The organism is Arthrobacter sp. GAS37 (assembly GCF_044908325.1).
Lineage (GTDB): Bacteria > Actinomycetota > Actinomycetes > Actinomycetales > Micrococcaceae > Arthrobacter > Arthrobacter ramosus.
Window position 1 is genome coordinate 272,435 of the sequence record NZ_JBIYDB010000001.1, and the last position, 20,298, is coordinate 292,732.

Sequence of the window (20,298 nt, forward strand, 5' to 3'; positions counted from 1 at the left end):
TTATCTGGAAGCTGCAAGATCTGCGATGTCCGCAGCACCTGCGGCAAGCAGGAGCTCGGCGACTTCTATGCCCAGCAACGTGGCGCCCACTTCAGTGAGCCCGTCGGTGGCCTTTTTCTCGCGTACGGACTTGCTCCCATCCACAGCACAGACGACCGCTTCCAGGTACAGCATGCTGCCCTTGCGGTAAGCGTAGGCACCCACCGGCGCAGCACAACCGGCTTCGAGGCGGGCCAGGACGGCCCGCTCCGCGGTGACGGCCAGCCGGGTGTCTTCATCATTGAGGGCGGCCAGGGCCTGGGCCAGAGCGCCCTGGGAACCTTCGGCGCCGGACTGTCCGGGAGCGTCGACGGTGCGGCACTCGATCGCAAGTGAGCCCTGTCCGGGGGCAGGAAGCATGACATCGGTCTCAAAGAACTCTGTCACGGCGTCGAGCCTGCTGATCCGTTCCAGTCCCGCGGCGGCCAGGACGACGGCGTCGAGGTCTCCGGGTGAATCTTCTGCGTTGCCTGCGAGCCCGGGAACGCGGCCCAGCCGGGTGTCCACGTTGCCGCGGATGTCCACGACGTCGAGATCCCGGCGGGCGGCGCGCAGCTGGGCAGCGCGGCGCGGCGATCCGGTACCGACCCGTGCGCCTGGCGGAAGATCCGCGAGCTTGAGCCCGTCACGCGCGCACAAGGCGTCACGGACGTCGACGCGTTTGGGCGTTGCGGCAATGGTGAGTCCCGGTGCCGCACCCGTGGGCAGATCCTTCAGGGAGTGCACCGCGACGTCGCACGCGTTCTCCAACAACGCGTCGCGAAGGGCGGCGACAAACACTCCGGTGCCGCCCATCTGGGACAGGGAGCCCGTCCGGACATCGCCTTCGGTCTTGATGCGCACCAGTTCAACGGGAAAGCCCCCGACGGCGGCAAGCTGGTCGGCTGCCTGCTGGCTCTGGGTGAGCGCGAGTTTGCTCGCGCGGGTACCGATCCGTACGGTCATTTCGCGCCTTCTCCTACAGGGTAGGCATCATGGCCAGTGCCGACGGTGGTGTCTGCACCCGCAATCGTGGGCTTCTCTCCGCGGAAGTTGGCGCAGCAGCCCGGACGGCAGATGTCGTACCACGGGCCCAGTCCGGTCATGGCGGGGCGATCGGCGATGTTGTTGGCTACAGTCCGCTCGCAAATGAGGTCTACCAGGCCGGAAACGAACTTGCGGTGGGTTCCCGGGGTGGGGACGCGTGTGGCGGCGAGGCCGAGGTTTTTGCACGTTTCCAAGGCCTCGGTGTCCAGGTCCCAGGCCACTTCCATGTGGTCGGAGACGAAACCGAGCGGAACGATCACGACGCCTTTGATCCCCTGGCCGGCCAATTCCTCGATCGCATCGTTGATGTCCGGCTCAAGCCATGGAACACTCGGTGCGCCCGAACGGGACTGGTACACCAAGGACCATGGCGCAGTGAGTCCGGATTCGGATTCAACCCGCCGAACAACCTCGGCGCCGGCGGCCAGGTGTTGGGCCACATAAGCCGAGTCCTGCTCGAACTCGCGGGGCTCGGCGTCCGAACGCCCGGCGGCCTCGGCGTCGCGGGTTGGAATGGAGTGCGTTGCAAACAGGATGTGGACCGGAGCGTCCTGGAGACCGGCCGCGGCCAGTTTCTCCTTGATCTCCGCAAGTCCTGCAGCCGTTCCTTCCACGAAGGGTTCGACGAAGCCGGGATGGTCGAAGTACTGGCGGACCTTGTCCACCTCGAGTTTGCCGTCAAGGCCGGTCTCCGTCAGCGCAATGCCGATGTCCTCGCGGTACTGGCGGCAGCTGGAGTAACAGGAGTAGACACTTGTGGTGACCATCAGCAACTTGCGGTGGCCGGCGTCGTAGGCTTCCTGGAGCGTCTGCGGGATATAAGGATCCCAATTGCGGTTGCCCCACAGCACTGGCAAGCTGATGCCGCGCGATGCAAGCTCTGCCTCGAGGGCGGCCTTGAGGTTCCTGTTTTGCTGGTTGATGGGGCTGATCCCACCAAAGGCGCGGTAGTGGTGGGACACCTCCTCGAGACGCTCATCCGGGATGCCGCGGCCACGGGTCACATTGCGCAGGAAGGGAATGACGTCGTCCTGGCCTTCGGGCCCGCCGAAAGAGGCGAGGAGGACGGCGTCGTACTCCTTGGGAGCCATGCGTCCGGCCTCGGTGACGTCATTGACCTCGGTGAGGCTGGCCGGGCCGGTGGAGTGGCGGCCGCTCACGCGAGGACCTCGGCGATCTCCGCTGCGGTGATGCGGCGACCGGTGTAGAACGGGATTTCCTCGCGGACGTGGTTGCGGGCATCGGTGGCCCGCAGGTGGCGCATGAGGTCGACCAGGTCAACGAGTTCGGGTGCTTCCAGGCCGAGGATCCACTCCCAGTCGCCCAAGGCGAAGGAGGACACGGTGTTGGAGATGACCTGGGGGAACTCGCGGCCCAGCATGCCGTGATCGCGCAGCATCTTTCCACGCTCTTCGGCCGGCAGGATGTACCACTCGTAGGAGCGCACGAACGGGTAAACGCACAGCCAGGTGCTGGGCTCGACGCCGCGGGCGTAGGCGGGAACGTGGTTCTTGGCGAATTCGGCTTCGCGGTGGACGCCCATGGCGGACCAGACGATCTCGGTGCCGGCGAACAGGGCGCTGCGGCGGATGTCACGGACGGCCTGTTGCAGGGCCTCGGGCTTGGCGCCGTGGAGCCACACCATGATGTCGGCGTCGGAACGCATGGCGGAGACGTCGTAGCTTCCGCGGAGGACCACGCCGTCCTCGGCGAGCTTGGCAGCCAGTTGCTCGAAATCCTGGACAGCATCGGCGCTGCGCAGGACATCGCCCGACCGCTTGAACACGGTCCACAGCGTAAAGAACTGCTCTTCGGATTCGGCAGTTTTAGTGACAGATTCGACAGAAGTGTGGCTCATGGTACAAGTCTGCCCCGTGGATGGCGCTAAGTCGAAATGCACCACTTCTACAAGGCGTAGAAGTGGTGCATTTCACAAACCTGCGTCGATCTGTGCAGAAGTGTCCGCAACCACGGCAGCCAGGCCGTTTCCGGCGAGCCAGCCGCCCACAACCGACAGACCCTCGGCTTCGGAGCAGATGCGGCGCACCTCGGCAACGCGCTGTTTATGACCGACGGCGGCGAACGGCAACGCGCCCGCCCAACGGACAACGTCCCAATCGAGCACGTCTTCGCGGACGATCGGCACGGTCAGCAAGGTCGAGGCGTCGCGGAGCGCAGCCTCAAACAGTGCATTGTCATCCGGCGCGGCCGCCGATTCAGGCGCGTCTGTTCCCTCGCCCCGCCCGTAGGACAGGCGCAGCACGTGCGTGCCGGGACCGGCTTCTTCCGCCAGCCAGTCCCACTTTGCCGTGGCATGCGTGAGCGCTTTCGCCTCGATCCCCTCGGTTTGAGGAGCGACGAGAATGCCGGTGCCGCGGGGACGGCGGTCCAGTTCGGGCACGTCCACCACCAGGGTCACGAGGCTTACCAAGGGGCCCGCGGCGGGACGCAGCGCGGACAGCTCCGGAAATGCCCCCTCCAGCAGCCCGACGGCGGCGGGACCGTCGAGTGCCACGACGAGCCGTCCGGCGTCGTACGTTGTGCCCGCCGCAGTGGCCTGCCAACCGCTTTCAGTGCGGGTGACCGAATCCACCCGGGCACCGGAAACAAGGGAGACGCCCCGCGAACGCAACTCCGCCACGAGGGCGGAGACCAGGGTGTTCATTCCGCCTTTCAAGCCGGCGACGGCGGATCCGGCCTTCGCCGTCCCGCTTCCGTTTTCGCCCGAAGCGGCCGACCCCGAAGCGGCCTTGCGCTGGCTGGACACCGCCGCGGCCAACGAACCGTGCTGGCGCAGTGCTGCACGCAGTCCGGGGGCCACCATGTCGACGTCGAGCAGTCCGGGATCGGCGGAGTGCACTCCCCCGACGACGGGTGCCACGAGTCGTTCGAGGACCCGCTTGCCCATCCGTGCCCGGACCAGCGAGGAGACACTCGTGACCTCGGCCGAGGTGCCGACCGAGGCAGGCAGGTAGCGGTCAAGCGAGGCGCGCAAGGAGCCAGCGAAGCCCAAGGAACGGCGGACCTCGGGGTCCCAGGGATTCGCCGGAATTCCGAGCACTCCGGTCTTGGGCAGTTCCTGCGGGCCGTCTGGCAACTGCACCCAGGCACCTCCAGGATGGGGCGCCACGATGTTGCCGCCGAGCCCGAGATCGCGGGCGAGATCGGCCACAGCGGTGGAGCGCGTGGCGAAGGACTCTGCTCCGCTGTCCAGCTCAAGGCCGCCAACAGTGTGGCTTCCCACGCAACCGCCCCACGCGTTGCCCGCTTCGAGCACTGTGACAGTGAGCCCGGCCTTGGCCAGTCCCCGGGCGGCGAGCAGGCCGGAAATGCCGCCGCCCACGACGACGGCCGTCAACCTAGCTGCTGAATCTTCGGAAAGTGCGTGTTCGGGCTGTGCACGTGTCCCGCGCATGCCCGCTACCCTGCCGGGATCGAGTGGATGAGTTCCACTACCCGGGTCAGGACGGCGGGGTCCGTCTCCGGAGGCACGCCGTGGCCGAGGTTCAGGACGTGGCCCGGGGCTGCGGAACCGGCGGCGATCACCTCGCGGACATGGGCTTCCAGGACCTCCCACGGCGCGGAAAGCAGCGCGGGGTCAATGTTGCCCTGCAGGGGCACGGTGCCGCCCAGTCGCCGGTTTGCCTCGTCAAGCGGCAGCCGGTAGTCCACCCCTACGACGTCCACGCCGACGTCGCGCATCGCGACGAGCAACTCGGACGTTCCCGTACCGAAGTGGACCAGCGGCGCGCCGAGGTGGCGGACGTGGTCAAGGGCGCGGGTCGAGGCGGGAGCGACGTACTTGGCGTAGTCGGCCAGGCCAAGGGAACCGGCCCAGGAGTCGAACAGTTGCCCTGCAGAGGCGCCTGCTTCCAGTTGGGCGCGCAGGAACATGCCGGAGGCGTCGGCTGCCCAGTTGGCCAGGGCGGTCCAGGTTTCCGGATCGGCGTGCATCATGGTGCGCGGACCGAGGTGGTCGCGGGAGGGCTTGCCTTCCACCATGTACGCGGCGAGCGTGAACGGCGCACCGGCGAAGCCGATCAGGGGCGTGGTGCCGAGCTCTGCCACGGTCAGGCGTACGGCCTCGCGGATCGGCTCGAGGGCCTCCCACGTCAGCTGCGGCAGGGCGGCCACGTCGGCCGCGGTGCGGACTGGCTTGTCCAGGACAGGACCGACGCCGGGGACGATGTCCACGCCGACACCTGCCAGCTTGAGGGGGATGACGATGTCGGAGAAGAAGATGGCTGCATCAACGTCGTGGCGGCGAACCGGCTGCAAAGTGATCTCGGAGGCGAGCTCGGGACGCAGGCAGGAGTCCAGCATCGCCACGCCTTCACGGACTTTGAGGTATTCCGGCAACGATCGGCCGGCCTGTCGCATGAACCAGACCGGACGGCGGGACGGCTTGCCTCCGCGATACGCCTGGATCAGCGGGGAGTCTGCGGTGCGGCCATCCATGAGCGGGTGGCTTGCATCAAGGCTTGAGGCGGCGGTGCCGGAAACGCCGTTGGCCGACACAGAATGAGGCAGTGCGGAACTGGAAGTCATGCCTTCGATTGTGCCGAAGATCGGGATCAAAAGATAACGACAGCCTGTCCCGCACCATCCAAGGTGACGGGCGTCACTCCGGTCAGTGCGGAGAACCACTGGCGTGCGTTGTTCTACATGGCAACGAAAAAGCTATGATTGCTTTGCTGTGGTTCTTTTCTCATTGGTGGCTACACACGCCGACATCGATCTTGAGACCGTCGCTCAGTTGAGCAACGGTTCATCCGAGGTTGCCTCGTCCGCTCTGGCCGATTCCCAGCTTGTTTCCGGCGCCGTGGTCCTGGCCACCTGCAACCGCTACGAAATCTACGGCGAAACGCCCCATGTCGAGAACCTTGAGGCTGCCCGCTCGGCGCTCGTCACGCAGATCAGTGGCTTGAGCGGACTCAACGAGCAACTCGTTTCGCGCGCCTTCAGCACCCGCACCGGCCCTGAGGTCAGCAGGCACCTCTTCGCAGTCAGCGCCGGACTGGACTCCGCCGTCGTCGGCGAACGCGAAATCGCCGGCCAAGTGCGCCGCGCCCTCATCACTGCCCAGCACGAAGGAACCGCGAGTTCCGGGCTGGTCCGCTTGTTCCAGGCCGCTTCCAAGACGGCCAAGGACGTCGGGGCCCAGACCGCCCTCGGTTCGCGCGGCCTGTCCATCGTTTCAGTTGCCCTGGACCTCGCCACCGACCTCTCCGAGAATGCCGACTGGACCACCAAGAAGGTAGTTGTCTTCGGGACCGGGGCCTACGCCGGGGCCACTTTGTCGCTGCTTCGCGATCGCGGCTGCACCGACGTCTGCGTTTACTCGTCTTCCGGCCGCGCCGAGGCTTTCGTGGCGACCCGCGGCGGAACCGCGCTCGACGCCGAAACCCTTCCCGCCGCCGTCGCTGCCGCCGATGTCATGATCGGTTGCAGCGGATCGGACACCCGTGTTGAGGCCGAAGAGCTTGCCAAGGTCCGTGCTTTGTCCACCCAAACGCTCATCGCGATCGACCTCGCGCTCACCCACGACTTCGACCCCGCGGTGGGCGAGCTCGACGGCGTCGAGCTCCTGACGCTCGAATCCGTGCGGCTCGCAGCACCCCAGGAACAAGCGGAGTCGCTGGCACAAGCGAGCACTATTGTTTCCGGTGCGGCAGAGGCCTTCGAGCAAGAGCGCGAAGCCCGGTCCGTGGATTCGGCCATTGTGGCGCTGCGCCGCCACACCATGAACGTGCTCGACGCCGAGATGGAGAAAGTCCGGGCCCGGCACGGCTGCACCGCTGCGGCAGAAGAGGTCGAGTTCGCGCTCCGCCGCATGGTCAAGCAATTGCTCCACATCCCCACCGTGCGCGCACGCGAACTCGCCGCGAACGGCCAGCAAGACGATTACGTGGCCGCCCTTGAGGCCTTGTACGGCATTCAGGTTGAGCAGCCGGCTGCGTCACCCGCAGCCGAGTGCCCTGTCAACCACCAACAGACATCCCAGCAGGCTGAAAGCGCCTAGCCCACGCGGCCCTGCCCGCCCCCCGGGTGGCGTTGTCCACGCTCGAACTCACTCAGAGCATGCCCTCCCCTGATCACCAGGACTGGACATAACAGGATTATGTCCAGCAACAATGACCAAGAATGAGCATGTCCCCTGTGGCGGTAGTTCGAGAATCGCTGTGCTGGTTCGCTCCACGCAGAGCATGCCCTCCCCTGATCACCAGCACTGGACATAACAGGGTTATGTCCAGCAACAACAACCAAGAATGAGCATGTCCCTTGTGGCGCTGGTTCGAGAATCGCTGTGGGAGGCTCGCGAATCCTAGGCGAAGGCGTTGACGCCCGTCATTTCGGCAGACACAGCCCACAGCTTTGTCGCGGCTTCCGGATCCACTGCGTGCGCATCCACACCCTGGTACCGGGCGAGCGGCGAGGCCGGGTCCGTGGGCTTGGCGATATCGCAGTCTTCGCAATACACCCCGCCCATGCCAGCCAGGGCCGGGGACGTGGCTGCCCACGTGGACGTGGCGGCTCCCTGCTCCGGAGTCTTGAAACCCTCCCTGACGTTGCCCTCGTCGTCCATCCAGCCCGCGGCGACCATCTCTTCGCGGGGCAGGTAGCGCTGGAGCTCGGTCATGATGCCGCCGGGATGGACCGCGAAGGCCCGCACCCCAGAGGAGCGGCCCAGACGGTCCAGCTCTACGGCGAACAGCGCGTTGGCGGTCTTTGCCTGGCCGTAGGCCTTCCACTTGTCGTAGCCGGTCTCGAAATTGATGTCCTCGAAACGGACGGGCGAGAGTTTGTGTCCCGTGGAGGACAAGGAGACTACGCGGGCCGAACCAGCAGCCGCCAGCGCGGGCCACAACGTGTTGAGAAGCGTGAAGTGGCCCAAGTGGTTGGTGGCGAACTGGGATTCCCAGCCCGGACCCACGCGCTGTTCCGGGCTCGCCATGATGGCGGCGTTGTTGATCAGGATGTCCAGCGTAGGGTTCGACGCCAGGAAGCGTGCCGCGAAATCCTTCACAGCTTCCTGATCGGCCAGATCCAAGGCTTCCACGGTCACTTGCTCCGGTGCCAGGCCGGCCGCGGCGAGGACTTCCTTGGCGTGTTCGGGACGGCGGGCTGGAACCGTGACCCTGGCTCCGGCGGAGGACAAGGCCCTCACCGTTTCCAGGCCAAGCCCGGAATAGCCACCCGTGACAATCGCTGACTTACCGCGGAGGTCCACTCCCGCCACAACGTCCGATGCCGTGGAGCCATGGCCGAAACCCGATCCGATGGGGTGTTGCGGTGTGGCCATGGATTCCTCGCTCATATCGGGACCTTTCGTGTTCAACGGCACAGTGGGTTCAGTAGACCGGTTTGCCCGGCTCGACGTCGCGCACCCACGCAAGGATCCCGCCGTCGAGGTGGCTGACCCGGGTGTAGCCGGCGCGTTGTGCCGCGGCGAGCACCGCAGCGGAACGGGTGCCGCCCTTGCAGTGGAACACGATCTCTTTGTCCTGCGGCAGTTCCGTCCAGGCCTCTCCCGCCAGGATGCGTCCCTGCGGGATGAGCACCGAACCGTCGATGTTCACAATCTCGTGTTCACCGATCTCGCGGACATCCACCAGTTCAAAGTCGCGTTCCCCCGCCGCGCGGGCCTCGAGCATCCCGGAAAGTTCGGTGGCCGTGACGGTCCGAACCGAGTCGCCTGCGGGGGCCGGAGCGATGCCACAAAAAGCTTCGTAGTCGGTCAATTCGGTGATCGGCTCGGCCTCCGGGTCTTTCGAAACCTTGATTTCGCGCCAGCTGCCGCCGAGCGCGTCAAAGAGCGCCACGCGTCCCAGCATGGAGCGCCCGACGCCGGTGATCAGCTTGACTGCCTCCGTCACCATGAGGGAGCCGACAGCAGCGCACAGCATGCCGAACACGCCGCCTTCGCCGCAGGACGGGACCGAGCCGGCGGGAGGGGCTTCGGGATAGAGATCGCGGTAGCTGGGGCCGTGCTTCTCCCAGAACACGCTGACCTGGCCGTCGAAGCGGAAAATGGATCCCCAGACGTATGGTTTGCCGAGAATCGCGGCAGCATCGTTGACCAGGTATCGGGTGGCGAAATTGTCTGCGCCATCCAGGATGAGGTCGTAGCCTGAGAAAATCTCCAAAGCGTTGGATGAGTCCAGGCGCACGTTATGCAGTTGTACGTTGACCAGCGGATTGAGTTCTTTGATGGCATCCCGCGCGGATTCGATCTTCGGCCGTCCGACATCGCCCACGCCGTGGATGATCTGGCGTTGCAGGTTGCTGAGGTCGACGACGTCGTCATCCACAATTCCGAGCGTCCCTACCCCGGCGGCGGCCAGGTACAGCAACGCCGGAGAGCCCAGTCCGCCGGCCCCGATCACGAGGACTTTCGCGTTCTTGAGCCGGCGCTGACCGGCCGCTCCGATTTCGGGAATAATGAGGTGGCGCGAGTACCGTTCCACCTCTTCGGTGGTCAGCTCCGCGGCCGGTTCCACGAGTGGCGGCAGCGAAGACGGCAACGTTTGGGCAGCAAAAATAGTGGCCATACTCCAAAGTATGCCTGCCGCTGCCGCCCGGTCATATTACTGCGCAGTATTGTGGTCATAACTGCAAAGGAAAGGCGGCAGACAAGTGGCTGAGAGTGCACGTATCAAACAGGAGGCGCAGGTCAGGCAAGATCGGACCGTTTCGCCACGCTCGGCGAGGCTGCCACGCGATGAGCGCCGGGCCCAGCTCCTGAACGCTGCCTTGGAAGTCTTCGTTGCCAACGGCTTCCATGGTGCTGCGATGGACGAAATCGCCGAGACCGCCCATGTCAGCAAGCCGGTGCTGTACCAACACTTCCCGTCCAAGCGGGAGCTTTACATGGCACTCCTCGACAGCCACCTGGCCATGCTCACGGACCAGATGCTCACGGCGCTGAATTCGACGTCGGACAACAAGGAACGCGTCCAGGCCGTCATGCGTGCCTACTACCGTTTCATCGCGGGCGATGACCAAGCTCACCGGCTCGTCTTCGAATCCGATCTCATCAATGACCCGGACGTCAGCTCCCGACTGGAGACTTTCAACCGCACCTTCGCCGACGCCGTCGCCAAGGTCATCGCCGAAGACACCAAGCTGCCCCCGCTGGAGGCCCAGCTGCTGGGCCGCGGCCTGGCCGGAATGGCGCAGGTCAGCGCCCGGTATTGGCTCGAAACTGACGGCGATTTGGACCTCGATGTCGCCAGCGATCTGATCTACCGTTTAGCTTGGCGCGGAATCAGTCGCTTCCCGAAAGAGTCCTAGACTACAAATAGAAGACTGAGTAATTTCTTGATTGGCTGGGAGGCCCCGCTGTGGAAGTAAAGATCGGCATTCAGAATGTTGGCCGTGAGATCGCGCTTGAGTCCGCTCTCGATGCCGAGGCTGTTGCCAAGATCGTGAGCGAGGCCATTGCCAATGGCACGGACCTGCGTCTGACCGATGAAAAGGGCCGCCAGGTCATCGTTCCCGGCAACGTCCTCGGATACGTGGAGATCGGCGCCGAGGAAGTACGCCGGGTCGGATTCGGCGCTCTCTAAGCAATACGCAAGAACACCAGCGAGCCAGGAGTCCGCATGCTCTCACTTGTCATCGTGGCGCTAGCCACCATCGCCTCAGGCTTCATCGTCTGGGGAACTGACAAACACCGTGGCACGTACGGAATAACCCTGCCCGCCGGCGTTTCCGTCGCTGTCGCCATGCTGAGTTGGATGATCTTCATCCAACTTGGCTTTGGCTACCAGCCTGGCATGACGTGGATCCCGTGGGTTCTGCCCATCATTCTGGGTACCGTGGCCGCCGCAGTGGCCGCCTACTTCCTGGGCCGCCATCGGACGCGGCACAACACCGCCCAGCTGACCGCGGCCCTGCGACTCTAGCTGGCGCTGCGCGAACGGGCCGGCGACACTCAAACGGGCCGGCGACACTCATATCCGGGCGTCGCCTAGCTGTTTGCGTGTCGCGGATAAACTTGGGTGTCACCCGCTTCTGTGCAGAGGCACAGCCTGTTTCCTTGTGAATCCGTGACCACCACCCGTTGGGGTGCGTGGTCACGGTCCATTAACGCACCGGTTGCCGCCGTTTTCTCCATAACGGGTCCGGATTCGGCTTGGCTTCGGTGCACATCCAGGTGGATCCGATGCGGATTGGGTGTCTCAGTTGTTTGGAACCACACCCTGGGCCCACGCCCGTAGGGATCTTCGAGGTTTCCGAAGCGGTCTTTGCGGTAGCCGAGCGCCACCCTCCAGACTTCCGAGATCCCGTCCGGATCCGGGGTGTCGATTCCGACTTCAACCGTCCGATAGAGCCCCGGTTCGGCCGCTGCCCCGGCTTCCGCGGCTGCTTCGCTGGCGCTCGTGGCCGCCCGGATGTCGCGTTGGGTCACAGCGCTCCCGGCGTCATGGGAGGTGTACCGGATGAACACCCGGTTGTACCGCCAGTCGAGGTCCGGGTGGTGGTTCTGCTGCTCGGCGATGCGCCCGACGGCGGCAATCAGCTCCAGTGCGGCAGCCGACGTCGGGCATTTGTAGACGGTGGCGAGGCCGCCCAGGCGGTACCGCCAGTCCGGCAGTTCCGCCAGGGCGTCGTCGATCGCGGACCTGGTGAGGATGTCATCTTTGCCGGCCATCTGGGCTCCTTCGCTGACGTGGAATTCGCAGGAATCCCCGGAGCGGCCAACATAGGCCGCTAGAGGAACTCGGCCCGGCCCTCCATCGCCGAGGACGCCAGGGCGTGTTCCCGGCGCGGGATGCGGCCCGCCTGCTTCGCCAGCCTACCGGCGATGACCGCGTGTTTGAAGGCCTCGCCCATCTGCACCGGGTTCTGCGCACGGGTCACCGCGGTGGCCAGCAGCACGGCGTCGCAACCGAGCTCCATGGCGAGTGCTGCGTCGGACGCGGTGCCGATTCCGGCGTCGAGTACTACCGGGACCGAAGCGCGGGACACAATCAGCTCGATGTTGTGGGGATTCAGGATGCCCAGACCGGTGCCGATAGGCGCGCCCAAGGGCATCACCGCTGTTGCTCCGAGGTTTTCCAGTCGAAGCGCCAGGACAGGGTCGTCGTTGGTGTAGGCGAAGACCTTGAAGCCGCGGTCCACCAGTTTCTCCGTCGCATCCACCAACTCCACGGCGTCAGGCAGCAGCGTCTGTTCGTCGGCGATGACCTCGAGCTTCACCCAATCCGTTTCCAACGCCTCACGGGCAAGCTCGGCTGTCATGACAGCGTCCTTGGCGGTAAAACAGCCGGCCGTGTTGGGCAGGACACGGATGCCATGGTCCACGAGCAACTGGAACAGCGAACCTGTTTCAGTCGGCGAGTACCTCCGCATGGCCACGGTGGTGAGTTCGGTGCCGGAGGCCAGTAAGGCTGCCCCCAGGCCGTCCAGGCTCGGGGCTCCGCCGGTCCCCATGATGAGGCGCGAGCCGAACTCAACACCGTCGATCACCAGGGCGTCGGTTCGGGTGGTTGCTGCTTGAGTGCTTGCTGCGGTCATGGTTCAGCCTCCCTGTACTGCGGTAACGATTTCGAGTTCGTCGCCCTCTGCGAGCGCGGTAGCAGCCCACTGGCTGCGCGGCACCACTTCGGAATTGCGTGCGACGGCGACGCCGATCTTGCGTCCGTCGGCCGCCTGGCCTCTGGAGTCCACAACCCTTCCGGTGATGTGGCTGACGAGGGTGGTCACGGACGCGTCGTCGCTCAACGTGTGGTCTGCGCCGTTCAATTTGATGTTCATGCGTGGTCCTTCGGAAGGGGATATGAGGTATCGGCCGATGGGCCGTCCGTTGAGGCCCGTGGTACTGAAAGCGGGCGGGAGAAGCGGTCCGGGCGGAATTTGTTCCACCGGGGATCGACGGCGCCATCCATGAGTCCGACGCAGATTTTCGCCGCTGCCGGGGTGAGGAGCACGCCGTGGCGGAAGAAGCCGCTGGCCACGATGAGGCCCGGCACGGTTCCTTCGCCTTCGCGACGTTCCACACGGCCCAACAGCGGTGCATTGTCCGGAGTGCCTGGACGCGCTCGGGCAGTTGCTTCCAGGAGTTCCAGTTCGGCCACAGCCGGAACCAGAACCTGGGCGTCGCGGAGCAATTGGTACACGCCGCCGGCCGACACCGGGTTGGCCGATCCCCCCGACGCCGACAAGCCGTCTTCACGTTGCGTCGCGCCGACCACCACGGTCCCGTCGTCGCGGGGCACGATGTAGACGGGCACTCCGCGCACCATTCCACGGACCGTGGCGGTGACCAGGGGTTGCAGGTGGTCCGGGACGCGCAGCCGCAGTATGTCGCCGTACACGGGACGCAACGGGAGCGACATTCCATCCGGCAGGCCGTTCAAGCGGGCGGCATCCAGTCCGTTGGCAACCACTGTTTCCGTGGCGAGCACTTCGATTCCTGAGTCCAGCACAGCCCCGACGACGCGCCCGTCCTCCCACAGGAGGCCCGCCGCGGTGTCCTGGACCGCAAAACCGCCTTCGGCCCCCGGAATCCAACTGGAATCGCCGGGCTGGTGGTCTGCCAGCGCGCCGAGAATCGCGGCCGAAAGCCGGCGCGGATCCACTTGGTGGTCGCCCGGGATGTCGAAGGCACAGGAAATCTGCGGGCTCAGCAGCGGCTCACGCTCCCGTGCCTCGCGCAACGGCACGGATTCCACCACCAGGCCGTTGGCCAGCTGGACATCCCTGAGATCGGCGAGCGCCCGGCGGTCCGCAGCGTCCGCGCCGACGGCGAGGGTCGGCGTCGTGCGGTAACCCGTGCTGCGTCCGGTGCTTGATCCGGTCACATTGCGTTCGAAGTCCGGCCACAACGCCGACGATTCGAGCATGAGCTCCAGGAGGTCCTCTTCCTGGTAGTGCAGTTCGCTGACGGGCGCCAACATGCCCGCCGCCGCGAAGGTGGCGCCGCTGGCCGGCGCGGGATCGATCAGGGCAACCGAGCGGCCGGACCTGCGGGCTTCCCACGCGATGCCGAGGCCAATGACACCGCCTCCGATCACCGCCACATCCGCGTGCAGGGGTCCGTGCTGGGTGTTTACTTCGTCCATGGGGTCCTTCCCTACGCCGGTACTAGCCGGATCAGGTCAAGCGGTCGGCGCTGAAGCCCTCTCAGCCGCGCGGCGATTGTGACTGCCGCCGCGGCTCCCGCGGTACCAGCCCAGTTTAGAGGAACTACTCTGTTTCCATGACCCAGCACCATGTCCACACCACCGCCCGCCTGTACCTCTGCACCGACGCCCGCAAGCAACAGGGTGATTTTGAGCAATTTGTCGATGCCGCATTCGAGGGCGGCGTGGACATCATCCAGCTGCGTGACAAGACAATTGAGGCGGCCGAGGAACTGGAGCTCCTGGAAATCCTGCAATCCGTGGCGCATCGTCACGGCCGTCTCTGGGCAGTCAACGACCGCGCGGACGTAGCATCCCTCTCCGGCGCACCGGTGTTCCATATCGGCCAAAAGGACATTCCGCTGCGCTCGGCCCGGAAACTGCTCCACGACCGCACTATCATCGGTCTCTCCACGCACACGCCGGAACAAATTGACGCAGCCATCGCCGCGTCACCCAGCCGCAGCGGACTGGACTACTTCTGCGTCGGGCCGGTCTGGGCCACCCCCACCAAGCCGGGACGCTCCGCCGTCGGGCTCGATCTGGTGAAGTACGCCGCCAACGCGGTGAAGCAGGCAGACGAAGAGACCGTCGGCGGTGTTGTGCTCCCCTGGTTTGCTATCGGCGGTATCGATCTCAGCAACGTGGAAGAGGTGGTGCAGGCCGGCGCAAGCCGTGTCGTTGTGGTGCGAGCCATTACCGAAGCACAGGATCCGACGGCGGCAGCCCAGGCCCTTCTGGCTGCCTTGGACGCAGCGGCGGCCTAGCGAGACGCCGGAAGATTTTGGAGTTACCCTGATTTTCGTGTCACATCAGCGGGTAGCCCCGAATGTCAGTGAAACGTCGAACCACCTCGCGGAAGCGCTGGCGGCGCTTCGGACTGAACTCGAGCTGCCCGCAGGTTATCCCATTGAAGCGCTGCGCGACGCTGAAGCCGCGGTTTCCGGACACACCCTGCCAGCGCAGGATCTCACGGACGTTCCGTTCATCACGATCGACCCGGCCTCTTCCATGGATCTCGACCAGGCCCTCTTCATCGACCGGTCCGGGGATGGTTACAGGGTTCTCTACGCCATCTCCGATGTGCCCTCCTTTGTGCCCCCGGGAGGAGCGCTCGACGCCGAGACCCGCCACCGCGGGCAAACGTACTATGCCCCGGATGGCCGCATACCGCTGCACCCCGAGATCATCAGCGAGCATGCCGGAAGCCTGCTGGCCGGCCAGACGTGCGGCGCGTTCGTGTGGGACTTCGAACTCGATGCCGAGGCGGAGTTCCGCACCGTCTCCGTCCGTCGGGCAAGCGTACGGAGCCGCGCCAAACTCAATTACAAGGGCGTGCAGGCGGAGATCGATTCCGGAACGGCTGATCCCGTCCTGGAGCTGCTCAAGGAGGTCGGGCTCAAGCGGGTGGAACTCGAACGCCGCCGCGGCGGAGCAAGCCTGAACATGCCTGAGCAGGAAATCGTCCAACTGCCCGACGGCGAGGGGTACAGGATCGTCGCAGCTCCCTCGCTGCCGGTGGAGGACTGGAACGCCCAGATTTCGCTCCTGACCGGGATGGCCGCCGCCCAGTTGATGCTCGACGGCAAAGTGGGGATCCTGCGCACCATGCCCGCCCCCGATGAGCGCTCGCTGCTCCATTTCAAACGGCAAACGGGGGCACTCGGCAAGCCCTGGACCGCGGGGACCAGCTACGGCGAGTACCTGCGGACCCTTGACGCGAAGGATCCCCGGCAACTCGCCATCCTCCATTCCGCGGGGCTGCTCTTCCGTGGTGCCGGCTACACGCCTTTCGACGGCGAGGTACCGGGCAGCGTCATGCAGTCAGCCATCGGGGCGCCGTATGCCCACACCACCGCGCCGCTGCGCCGACTTGTCGATCGTTTTGTGCTGGTCATCTGCGAAGCTCTGAGCAATGGAACAGAGATCCCTGCATGGGCCCGGGATGCTTTGCCGAGCCTGCCCGAGATCATGGCGTCTTCCGACCAGCTTGCCGCCAAAATGGAGCGCCTGGCCCTGGACACCGTGGAGGCAGCACTCCTGGTCAACCACATCGGACAGGAATTCGACGCCGTGGTGATTTCCGGATCGAAACCCGCCAAGAACAACGGTAACGGCAACGGAAACAGCACCAACGGCAACAACGGTAATGGCAATGGGAACGGAGCCCCGCACGGCCCCTACGGCATCGTCCAGATCGCCGAGCCCGCGGTCACCGCTCGTTGCGACGGCGAAATGGAGTCGGGCACGAAAGTCCGCGTGAAACTGCTCGACGCGGACATTGCCACCCGCCAAATCACCTTCGAACTGCTCCCGTAGCGCGCCCCGTCCGCAGGGCCGGGGCCGCGATCCGGGGATTATCGCCCCCAGACGCTAGACTGGGTGAGTAGTAATGGATGCCCGGTCGTTGATTCAGTTAATTTTTTGACATCAACAAGCCCGCCCCTACGCGATCTTGAGATACACCAGCTGGTCCCCAGTGCCAGTATTTAGATAGCCCGCGATCGGCTTCCACTGGATTTGCTTGCGCCCATCCGTGCTCCGGAACGGCCCTGCCACAACCGTTGAGCACGCAGCGCAGCCCAAATGAATAAGGAAAACTCCACTGTGAGTGAATTGCACACCCATGAAGTTCTGACAGACGGAACCGAAACGATCGAACCCGAGGAAACCATTTCCTCGGACGAAACACCCCACGAGATCGCAGAAAAAACCTTCGCCGACTACAACGTCCGCGCCGACATCGTTGAATCCCTCGCCGACGCCGGAATCACCCACCCGTTCCCCATCCAGTCCATGACCCTCCCGGTTGCCCTGGGCGGTCACGACATCATCGGCCAGGCCAAGACCGGTACCGGAAAGACCCTCGGCTTCGGCATTCCGGCGCTGCAGCGCGTCGTCGGACCGGACGACGCCGGCCACGACAAGCTCGCTGTCCCGGGTGCACCCCAGGCCCTCGTGATTGTTCCTACCCGCGAACTCGCCGTTCAGGTGGCCAACGACCTCCAGACGGCGTCCCGGAAGCGCAACGCCCGCATCGCCACCATCTATGGCGGCCGCGCTTACGAGCCCCAGATCGAGGCCCTGCAAAAGGGCGTCGAGGTTGTTGTCGGCACGCCCGGCCGTTTGATCGACCTCTACAAGCAGAAGCACCTGAACCTCAAGAACGTTCGCATGGTGATTCTCGACGAAGCAGACGAGATGCTTGACCTCGGCTTCCTTCCGGACGTCGAGACCCTGATTGCCGGCACACCCGCCGTCCGCCAGACCCTGCTCTTCTCGGCCACCATGCCTGGCCCGGTCATCGCCATGGCGCGCCGTTACATGACGCAGCCCACGCACATCCGTGCCGCCGACCCGGACGACGAAGGCCTGACCAAGCGCGACATCCGGCAGCTCATCTACCGTGCCCACAGCATGGACAAGGTCGAGGTCGTCGCCCGCATTCTGCAGGCCCGCGGCCGCGGCCGGACCATCATCTTCACCAAGACGAAGCGCACCGCAGCCAAGGTTGCCGAGGAACTCGTGGACCGCGGCTTCGCAGCCGCCGCCATCCACGGTGACCTGGGCCAGGGCGCCCGCGAGCAGGCACTCCGCGCCTTCCGCAACAACAAGGTGGACGTCCTCGTGGCCACCGACGTCGCCGCCCGCGGCATCGACGTCGATGACGTCACGCACGTGATCAACTACCAGTGCGTCGAAGACGAAAAGATCTACTTGCACCGCGTTGGCCGCACCGGCCGCGCAGGCAACAAGGGCACGGCCGTGACGTTCGTCGATTGGGACGACATGCCGCGCTGGGGCCTGATCAACAAGGCGCTGGGCCTGAGCTATCCGGAGCCGGTGGAAACCTACTCCTCGTCGCCGCACCTTTTCGAGGAGCTGGACATCCCCGCGGGCACCAAGGGCCGCCTGCCCCGCGACAAGCGCACCCTCGCAGGCGTCGACGCCGAGGTCCTGGAAGACCTGGGCGAGACCGGCAAGAAGAACTCCCGTTCCGGCGGCGATTCCGGGCGTGGACGCACGGGACGCGACGCCGGGCGTGATGGTGGCCGTGAAGGTGCACGCCGCGGTCCCAAGTCCAGCGATGCTCCGTCCCGCGAAGGAGACGGTGAGGGCGGACGCAACCGCACCCGCCGCCGTCGTACTTCCGAAGGCGAAGCAGCCCCCGCCGAGGCAACGGCCCAGTCTGCCGAGCCGCAGTCCGCCGAGGGCGCGGACAAGCCTTCCCGCGCACGCCGTTCCCGCACCCGCCGCCGCAACGGCGAAGTGGTGTCCGCTTCCGGTGCATCCGGCGAGAGCACCGAGGCTTAACGGCCTCAATGACTGACATTGTTTGGGCGCCGGACGGCAGCAATCTGGTGGTTCACGCGGACAACGCGGATTTCCTCCCGACGCTGCCGGACGGCACCTTCACACTGATTTACGTGGACCCGCCCTTCAATACGGGCCGGGTCCAGAGCCGCCAGGAAACGCGCATGGTGCGCAACGCCGACGGCGACGGCGACCGCGTCGGCTTCAAAGGCCGCTCCTATGACACCATCAAGGGCGCCCTGCACAGCTACGACGACGCCTTCAGCGACTACTGGTCCTTCCTGGAACCCCGGCTCGTGGAGGCCTGGCGACTGCTCGCCGACGACGGCACCCTGTACCTGCATCTCGACTACCGCGAGGTGCACTACGCCAAGGTCATGCTGGATTCGATCTTCGGCCGGGAGTGTTTCCTGAACGAGATCATCTGGGCCTACGACTACGGCGCACGCGCCAAGAACCGCTGGCCCACCAAGCACGACAACATCCTCGTGTACGTCAAGAACCCCGCCAAGTACCACTTCGACAACGCCGAGGTTGACCGTGAGCCGTATATGGCGCCGGGCCTCGTGACGCCGGCCAAGCGGGAACTTGGGAAGCTTCCCACGGACGTTTGGTGGCACACCATTGTTTCCCCGACCGGCAGGGAAAAGACCGGCTACCCGACGCAAAAGCCGGAAGGCCTGGTCCGGCGGATCGTCACCGCGTCCAGCCGGCCAGGAGACTGGTGCCTCGACTTCTTTGCAGGCTCTGGCACGCTCGGCTCGGTCGCGGCGAAACTCGAGCGCAGGTTCGTCTGCGTCGACCAGAACGCCCCGGCGATCGAAGTGATGCGGAAGCGCCTGGACGGCAAGGCCATTTTCTACCCCGTCTAACGGACCACCGAACTACCCGTGCCCAGTTCCTCGATGCGGGCCAGGACATCGGGGGACGTCAGGTTCTCGCCGAGCAGATTGGGTTTGCCGGTTCCGTGGTAGTCGGACGAACCGGTCATGAACAACCCGTGTTCGGCAGCCAGGCGCCGCAGGAACACACGGCCTTCCTCGGGATTGTCGCGGTGCTCCACTTCCAGGCCCAGGAGGCCGGCGTCGATCATTTCCCGATAAGTCCGTTCCCCGACCACCCGGCCGCGGGCCGAGGCCACCGGATGCGCGAAGACGGGAACACCGCCCGCCGACCGGACAAGCTCGACGGCGAGCGCCGGGTCCGGTGCGTAGTGCTGCACGAAATAGCGCGAGTGCGAAGTCAGGATCGCGGTGAACGCCTCGGAGCGGCTCGCCACCGCACCGGCCGCCACGAGGGCGTCGGCGATGTGGGGCCTGCCCACAGTGGCTCCGGGAGCGACATGATGGATGACATCGTCCCAGCTCAAGGGGTAATCCTCGGCCAAAAGCGTGACCATGCGTTTGGCGCGGGTGAGCCTCGCGTCTTTCGCTTTGGTGATTTCCTCGAGCAGGCCGGGGTGTCCGGGATCGTGGAGGTAGCTCAGGAGATGGACGCTGATCCCTTCCCGGGTACGGCACGAGATCTCTATCCCCGGCACGAAAGCCACCCCGAATTCGAGGGCCGCGACGGAGGCCTGCTCCCATCCGTCAGTGGAATCGTGGTCGGTCAAGGCCACCACATCCAGACCCGCAGCTGATGCAGAAGCGATCACTCCCGCGGGAGCCTCGGTCCCGTCGGAAACATTGGAGTGCGCGTGCAGGTCGATCTTCACTTTCCAAGCCTATTTGATCAGGGACGGCTTGGACCGTTGCGCCGCTGGCCTAGTATCGGCCTTGATGGGACTATT

20 protein-coding genes and 1 riboswitch are annotated in these 20,298 nt (G+C 65.3%); of the genes, 8 read left to right on the forward strand and 12 right to left on the reverse strand.

The features are described 5' to 3' along the window. The 5 genes from hemC to hemE all read right to left on the reverse strand — a co-directional run bounded on the left by hemC (position 1) and on the right by hemE (position 5,613). Complete coding sequence (gene hemC / locus ABH924_RS01265; protein ID WP_404496299.1) at positions 1-984, reverse strand: hydroxymethylbilane synthase; 984 nt, start codon at positions 982-984, stop codon at positions 1-3. Continuing rightward, a complete protein-coding gene (locus tag ABH924_RS01270) occupies positions 981-2,156 on the reverse strand; it encodes a ferrochelatase (RefSeq protein WP_404496557.1) in 1,176 nt (391 codons plus the stop codon). The genes hemC and ABH924_RS01270 overlap by 4 nt, the downstream gene beginning before the upstream one ends. Before the next feature lie 65 nt (positions 2,157-2,221). Continuing rightward, positions 2,222-2,923 carry a hydrogen peroxide-dependent heme synthase gene (gene hemQ, locus ABH924_RS01275; RefSeq protein ID WP_234748275.1) on the reverse strand — a complete coding sequence of 234 codons (702 nt, stop codon included), beginning with the start codon at positions 2,921-2,923 and terminating at the stop codon, positions 2,222-2,224. Positions 2,924-2,995: 72 nt separating this feature from the next. Then, positions 2,996-4,480, reverse strand: a complete 1,485-nt coding sequence (hemG, locus tag ABH924_RS01280; protein WP_404496301.1) for a protoporphyrinogen oxidase — start codon at positions 4,478-4,480, stop codon at positions 2,996-2,998. A gap of 5 nt (positions 4,481-4,485) precedes the next feature. After that, complete coding sequence (hemE, locus tag ABH924_RS01285; protein ID WP_234748279.1) at positions 4,486-5,613, reverse strand: uroporphyrinogen decarboxylase; 1,128 nt, start codon at positions 5,611-5,613, stop codon at positions 4,486-4,488. Between the two features lie 148 nt (positions 5,614-5,761). On the opposite strand from hemE, the gene ABH924_RS01290 reads away from it, so the two are divergent. Continuing rightward, positions 5,762-7,087, forward strand: a complete 1,326-nt coding sequence (locus ABH924_RS01290; RefSeq protein WP_404496304.1) for a glutamyl-tRNA reductase — start codon at positions 5,762-5,764, stop codon at positions 7,085-7,087. Positions 7,088-7,390: 303 nt separating this feature from the next. Here ABH924_RS01290 and ABH924_RS01295 read toward each other — a convergent pair whose 3' ends face one another. After that, complete coding sequence (locus tag ABH924_RS01295; RefSeq protein WP_404496306.1) at positions 7,391-8,383, reverse strand: SDR family NAD(P)-dependent oxidoreductase; 993 nt, start codon at positions 8,381-8,383, stop codon at positions 7,391-7,393. A 34-nt stretch (positions 8,384-8,417) separates the two neighbouring features. Beyond that, the gene (gene moeB / locus ABH924_RS01300) at positions 8,418-9,617 is read right to left on the reverse strand and encodes a molybdopterin-synthase adenylyltransferase MoeB (protein WP_234748285.1); all 1,200 of its coding nucleotides are present in this window, start codon (positions 9,615-9,617) and stop codon (positions 8,418-8,420) included. A gap of 85 nt (positions 9,618-9,702) precedes the next feature. On the opposite strand from moeB, the gene ABH924_RS01305 reads away from it, so the two are divergent. Genes ABH924_RS01305 through ABH924_RS01315 form a run of 3 tightly spaced genes read left to right on the forward strand, consistent with a single transcriptional unit; the run spans position 9,703 to position 10,973 of the window. Further along, positions 9,703-10,359: a TetR/AcrR family transcriptional regulator gene (locus tag ABH924_RS01305; RefSeq protein WP_404496308.1), complete on the forward strand. Its 657-nt coding sequence runs from the start codon at positions 9,703-9,705 to the stop codon at positions 10,357-10,359. Positions 10,360-10,409: 50 nt separating this feature from the next. Beyond that, positions 10,410-10,634 carry a DUF3107 domain-containing protein gene (locus tag ABH924_RS01310; protein WP_059387503.1) on the forward strand — a complete coding sequence of 75 codons (225 nt, stop codon included), beginning with the start codon at positions 10,410-10,412 and terminating at the stop codon, positions 10,632-10,634. Positions 10,635-10,670: 36 nt separating this feature from the next. Continuing rightward, positions 10,671-10,973, forward strand: coding sequence for a hypothetical protein (locus tag ABH924_RS01315; RefSeq protein ID WP_404496310.1), 303 nt, complete (start codon positions 10,671-10,673; stop codon positions 10,971-10,973). Positions 10,974-11,038: 65 nt separating this feature from the next. Here the strand turns inward: ABH924_RS01315 and ABH924_RS01320 are convergent, their stop codons facing one another. The 4 genes from ABH924_RS01320 to thiO all read right to left on the reverse strand — a co-directional run bounded on the left by ABH924_RS01320 (position 11,039) and on the right by thiO (position 14,135). Continuing rightward, positions 11,039-11,722: a 4a-hydroxytetrahydrobiopterin dehydratase gene (locus tag ABH924_RS01320; protein WP_404496312.1), complete on the reverse strand. Its 684-nt coding sequence runs from the start codon at positions 11,720-11,722 to the stop codon at positions 11,039-11,041. A 59-nt stretch (positions 11,723-11,781) separates the two neighbouring features. Continuing rightward, a complete protein-coding gene (locus tag ABH924_RS01325; protein WP_404496313.1) occupies positions 11,782-12,588 on the reverse strand; it encodes a thiazole synthase in 807 nt (268 codons plus the stop codon). Positions 12,589-12,591: 3 nt separating this feature from the next. Then, a complete protein-coding gene (gene thiS, locus ABH924_RS01330; protein WP_234748291.1) occupies positions 12,592-12,828 on the reverse strand; it encodes a sulfur carrier protein ThiS in 237 nt (78 codons plus the stop codon). Beyond that, positions 12,825-14,135 carry a glycine oxidase ThiO gene (thiO, locus tag ABH924_RS01335; protein WP_404496315.1) on the reverse strand — a complete coding sequence of 437 codons (1,311 nt, stop codon included), beginning with the start codon at positions 14,133-14,135 and terminating at the stop codon, positions 12,825-12,827. Before thiO ends, thiS begins: the two co-directional genes overlap by 4 nt. Beyond that, positions 14,126-14,246: riboswitch (TPP riboswitch) on the reverse strand. (Overlaps the previous gene by 10 nt.) 26 nt (positions 14,247-14,272) lie before the next feature. Here thiO and thiE point away from each other — a divergent pair. The 4 genes from thiE (at position 14,273) to ABH924_RS01355 (ending at position 19,381) form a co-directional block, all read left to right on the forward strand. Then, positions 14,273-14,962 (forward strand): thiamine phosphate synthase, encoded by a 690-nt coding sequence (gene thiE / locus ABH924_RS01340; protein ID WP_404496317.1) that lies wholly within the window; start codon positions 14,273-14,275, stop codon positions 14,960-14,962. Between the two features lie 37 nt (positions 14,963-14,999). Further along, complete coding sequence (locus ABH924_RS01345) at positions 15,000-16,514, forward strand: RNB domain-containing ribonuclease (RefSeq protein WP_404496319.1); 1,515 nt, start codon at positions 15,000-15,002, stop codon at positions 16,512-16,514. Between the two features lie 288 nt (positions 16,515-16,802). Beyond that, positions 16,803-18,509, forward strand: coding sequence for a DEAD/DEAH box helicase (locus ABH924_RS01350; protein WP_404496321.1), 1,707 nt, complete (start codon positions 16,803-16,805; stop codon positions 18,507-18,509). An 8-nt stretch (positions 18,510-18,517) separates the two neighbouring features. Beyond that, positions 18,518-19,381, forward strand: coding sequence for a DNA-methyltransferase (locus tag ABH924_RS01355; protein ID WP_404496323.1), 864 nt, complete (start codon positions 18,518-18,520; stop codon positions 19,379-19,381). Here ABH924_RS01355 and ABH924_RS01360 read toward each other — a convergent pair. Next, a complete protein-coding gene (locus ABH924_RS01360; RefSeq protein WP_234748301.1) occupies positions 19,378-20,223 on the reverse strand; it encodes a PHP domain-containing protein in 846 nt (281 codons plus the stop codon). The two genes, ABH924_RS01355 and ABH924_RS01360, sit on opposite strands and share 4 nt — an antisense overlap. Positions 20,224-20,298 lie beyond the last annotated feature (75 nt).